We start from the raw sequence: 3781 nt of genomic DNA, 5'->3' as shown, positions 1-3781 counted from the left end.
GCCAGGAACTTCTTGAGTTTTCTCTATCTCGTCAGTGCTCTCTTTTGGCTCAAATGAAAGATCAACACAACCTAGTTCCTTTTAACTAAACCAAAGGCAAATCACCGGACTCGGCCCCACCTGCAGGATCTGGGTTGGGGGCAGGGATCCCTGGCTGGGGAGACCGACGGCTAAACAGGCGGAAATAGGTGCTCACGGCCAGCTCTTTGAGCGGGAAAAGCAAGTAGGTCAGGGGGTTGATGGTGACGATGATGTTGCGGCAGTCTCGTTTGGCCTGGGCCAAGATCTGAGCGGCCACCCAATCTCCCGACATAACCCCAATGGGATTGAGCTGGCTCTTGAAGGGGCCGAGGATGAGCTTGCGCACTGTGCAGGGAGCATCGAGGCGGCGCAGAGTAACCAGATCGCCTAGGGCCCGCTTGGAGAGCTCGTAGAGGGGACTGAAAGCAGGGCTAGCCTCAGCCTCTGAGGTGTTCACCCACACCTCTTTGGTGGCCATCTCAGGGTTGCCGCGCACCGTCTGGAAGAACAGCTCTATTAGGCGCCAACTGGAGAAAGTGTTGACGGCATAGGACTGGCGGACAGACTCGGGATCCCGTTGCCTGTGGACGTTCAGGCCGTGGTTGAGCACCAAGATATCCACCCGCTCCAGCAGCTCAGCCAGGGATCCCTCTTGCCCCACCTGCCAGCGAACGGTCTCCACCGGCTGGATCTGGCCGTCCACTTCGATGTGAACCGAATCCGAATGGGAGCTGAGGGCGATGACTTTGGCCCCTTGCTGGTGAAAATGCTTGAGCAAGGCCCGGCCCAGGGTGCCGGAGGCGCCGGTGACGGCTACTCGCTTGCCTTTCAAGGAGAGACTGGTGCCCATGAGCCGATCTACGAGAGTCAGGGTGCCGCAAAAATAGGCGTTGGTATCGTCGAAGTGGTGCCGCCAGTGGTAAGCGCGGTTGACATGCCATTGGCTGGGAGGAACGGGGAAAGGCCCCGGCTGGTGGGTGATATCCGTCTGCAGGGCCAGCCCCCAACCCCGCAGCATACCAGCCACCCAGAAACTGGCCGAGTAGACCACCCCCACCGCTGCCGCCAGGCCGTACAGCAGGGATCCCTGGCCCAATACCACCACCCAAGGGATCCCGGCCAGGATCATCGTCGCCGCTTCGGGAACGTCGTGGTGCCACTGGGATTCTCGGTACAGCTGTGCATCCACCACGCTAAGGTCGGGGCGGAACAGGCGGTGGTGCAGGATGTGTTTGGGCATCAGCCAGGGCCACCGGTGGGCCAGCCAATGGCGCACATCCCGCACGATCTCAGCCCAAAGGATGGAGGCTAGGGCGACGGCCCCCACCCCTATCCAATGACTCGCGCTGCCGACATCCATAGGCTCGCTCGCAGTAGCCAAACCAATCCTGAGCTCGCGGTCGCCTCTTTTATGGACTCAGTTGGCGACTCTCAAAAATCATCGCAAAGATTCTTCAAAAGATCATCTGCGAGCCTGTCTTCCCTCACCCCCGGCCCCTCTCCCTCAGGGAGAGGGGAGGTAGAAATCAAGGGGCTACGGGCTGAAGCTCTCGGATCTCGACCGGATCTCCAACGGCCAAACCCAAAGCAGCAGCCGTCCCGCCGCGGAACTCCAGCACACCGTCCACCAACTGGGAAGGAGGCGGCCCATAGGTGGGGCAGGGTTGGGCGGGGCAACCGGGCACATCGGCGGCAATGTACACCACCTTGCCTTGGTAGAGGAAAATGATGTCCAGGTTGATCAGGGTGTTGAACATCCAAAAAGAAGCTGGCTGGGGCGGATCAAAGGGAAACCACATGCCCCGATCCGGCGGCAAATCGGTGCGAAACATCAGGCCCAAGCGCTGTTGCTCAGGGGTGCGGGCCACCTCTAGCTCAAAGCGTTGGCCGGCAAGGGTGACTTCGGCTTCAACCGGCAGTTGCTGGGGCTGCCCTATGGCTGGGGGGGATGGAGAGATGGCTTCGGTTACCTGAGTTTGTGAGGCGGGAGATCTCTCCGTGGCAGCAGTACATCCCAAGCCGGATCCCAGGAGCAGTAGAGCCAGGCCCAAGGCGACTCTGCACCCTTTTGGAACGTGTATCGTGAACAGAACCATGTGGCACTCTCCTGTGCAGGCTTCATCCTATCGCGCCAGACGCTGCTGCTGCGACTTGACCAGCCAGACGCAGGAAGTTCCCCCCTGGGAGAGCCTTGCCAATTCTTGCTTGCCGGAAGCTGCCTGCGTCTTTCCACCTTGAGCGCAGCGGAAATGGCGTCCCTGGGCAAGGGAAGTCCACAACCGACCCGATAGCATAGCCATAGACTCTGCCAGGAGAGCCCTATGAAAGACCTGTTTAATCGATCCTTGGTGAGCCGGATCCCTCTTCTGGCTCTGCTTGGCCTGGGGCTCCTGGGCCTCTGGCCCACTCACGGGATGGGATCCCGTTCACAGGAAACCCCGGTGCGGATTCCCTTTGAGCCAACGGTGACCTATGGGGAAGGGTATGGGGAAAAGACCGTGGCCCAACAAGCCCAAAGCCGCTTTGCGCTGAAACTGTTTGATCACCTGCTCCGTCAGCAGCCCCAAGAGAACCTCTTTTTCTCCCCCTTGAGCATCCGCCTGGCCCTGAGCATGCTCTACAACGGCGCCTCTGGGGAGACTCAAACGGCAATGGCCGAGGTGCTGGAGGCACAGGACCTTTCCCTCAATGAGTTGAACTGGAGCAATGCCCAAATGGTGGGCTGGCTGGCGGAGGGATCCCCGGCAGGAGGGCCAGTCCAGGTGCAAATGGCCAACGGCCTCTGGGTGGATCAAACCCTCACCTTACAGCCCCAGTTTTTGCAGGCTTTGGCCACCTACTACCAAGCGGTGGTGAATCGGGTGAATTTGGGATCCCGGCAAACGGTGAACCAGATCAACGGCTGGGTGGCCGAGCGCACCCAGGGCAAGATCAACCGCATTGTGGATCGCCTCAGCCGCGAGGATTTGATGGTTTTGCTCAATGCCATCTACTTCAAAGGCGAGTGGACTCAGCCCTTCGATCCGGAGCGCACCCAAACTCAGCCCTTTACTCGGTTGGATGGCCGCCGCGTCCGAGTACCCATGATGGTTCAATCAGGTCGTTACGACTACCTGGAAACCGAGCAGTTGCAGGTGGTGAGCCTGCCCTACGGGGAAGGAGAACTGGAAATGCTGATCCTGCTGCCCAAGAAGGGAGTGAAGCTGGAATCGCTGCGGGCAGAGCTGAGCCCGGAAACTTGGCAAGAATGGACGGGATCCCTGCGCCCCCGTGCAGGTTCGGTGCGGATCCCGAGATTTGAATTGGCTTATGAAACGGATCTCACTTCCGTTCTGCAGCAGTTGGGCCTGGGAGTTGCCTTTTCCAACCGAGCCGACTTCAGCCAGATGACCCCAGAGCCAGCGCGGATCAGCAGAGTCCTGCACAAAGCAGCAATTGAAGTGAACGAAGAGGGATCCGAGGCGGCAGCCGCTACTGGGGTGATCGTCTCCCGGACTGCTGTCGACCGGCAAGAGCCCTTTCAATTTGTGGCAGATCGGCCCTTCTGGTTTGCCATTGTGGCCTCCGGATCCGGCGGCAACCCAGCGGCCCAAACCGTGTTGTTCATGGGATCCCTAGTGGATCCTGAATAAGGGGATCCCTCAGGGCAGCTTGCTGACTTCTTACCGGGCGTGCAGATCGCTCTTCAGCTAGAAATCGCAGGAGCCCCGCACTGTACCCGTAGGGTCGGTGTCGGGAGGAATGCGCTTTGATGAAGTAC

The 3781-nt window shown here is 59.7% G+C and carries 3 protein-coding genes; 1 reads left to right on the top strand and 2 read right to left on the bottom strand.

The features are described 5' to 3' along the window. Positions 1-85: 85 nt before the first annotated feature. Positions 86-1381, bottom strand: a complete 1296-nt coding sequence (locus NW842_RS13815) for a bifunctional sterol desaturase/short chain dehydrogenase (RefSeq protein ID WP_414373799.1) — start codon at positions 1379-1381, stop codon at positions 86-88. 166 nt (positions 1382-1547) lie between these two features. Next, positions 1548-2072, bottom strand: a complete 525-nt coding sequence (locus NW842_RS13810) for a DUF192 domain-containing protein (protein WP_414373721.1) — start codon at positions 2070-2072, stop codon at positions 1548-1550. Positions 2073-2342: 270 nt separating this feature from the next. Between NW842_RS13810 and NW842_RS13805 the strand changes: the two genes are divergently transcribed. Continuing rightward, entirely contained in the window at positions 2343-3653 is a 1311-nt protein-coding gene (locus NW842_RS13805) for a serpin family protein (RefSeq protein ID WP_414373719.1), read from the top strand. The last annotated feature ends 128 nt before the right edge of the window (positions 3654-3781 follow it).

The sequence above is a fragment of the Synechococcus sp. R55.4 genome (assembly GCF_047461935.1).
In the GTDB taxonomy this organism is placed as follows: Bacteria; Cyanobacteriota; Cyanobacteriia; order Thermostichales; family Thermostichaceae; genus Thermostichus.
This window is presented reverse-complemented; position numbering and strand designations above follow the sequence as displayed.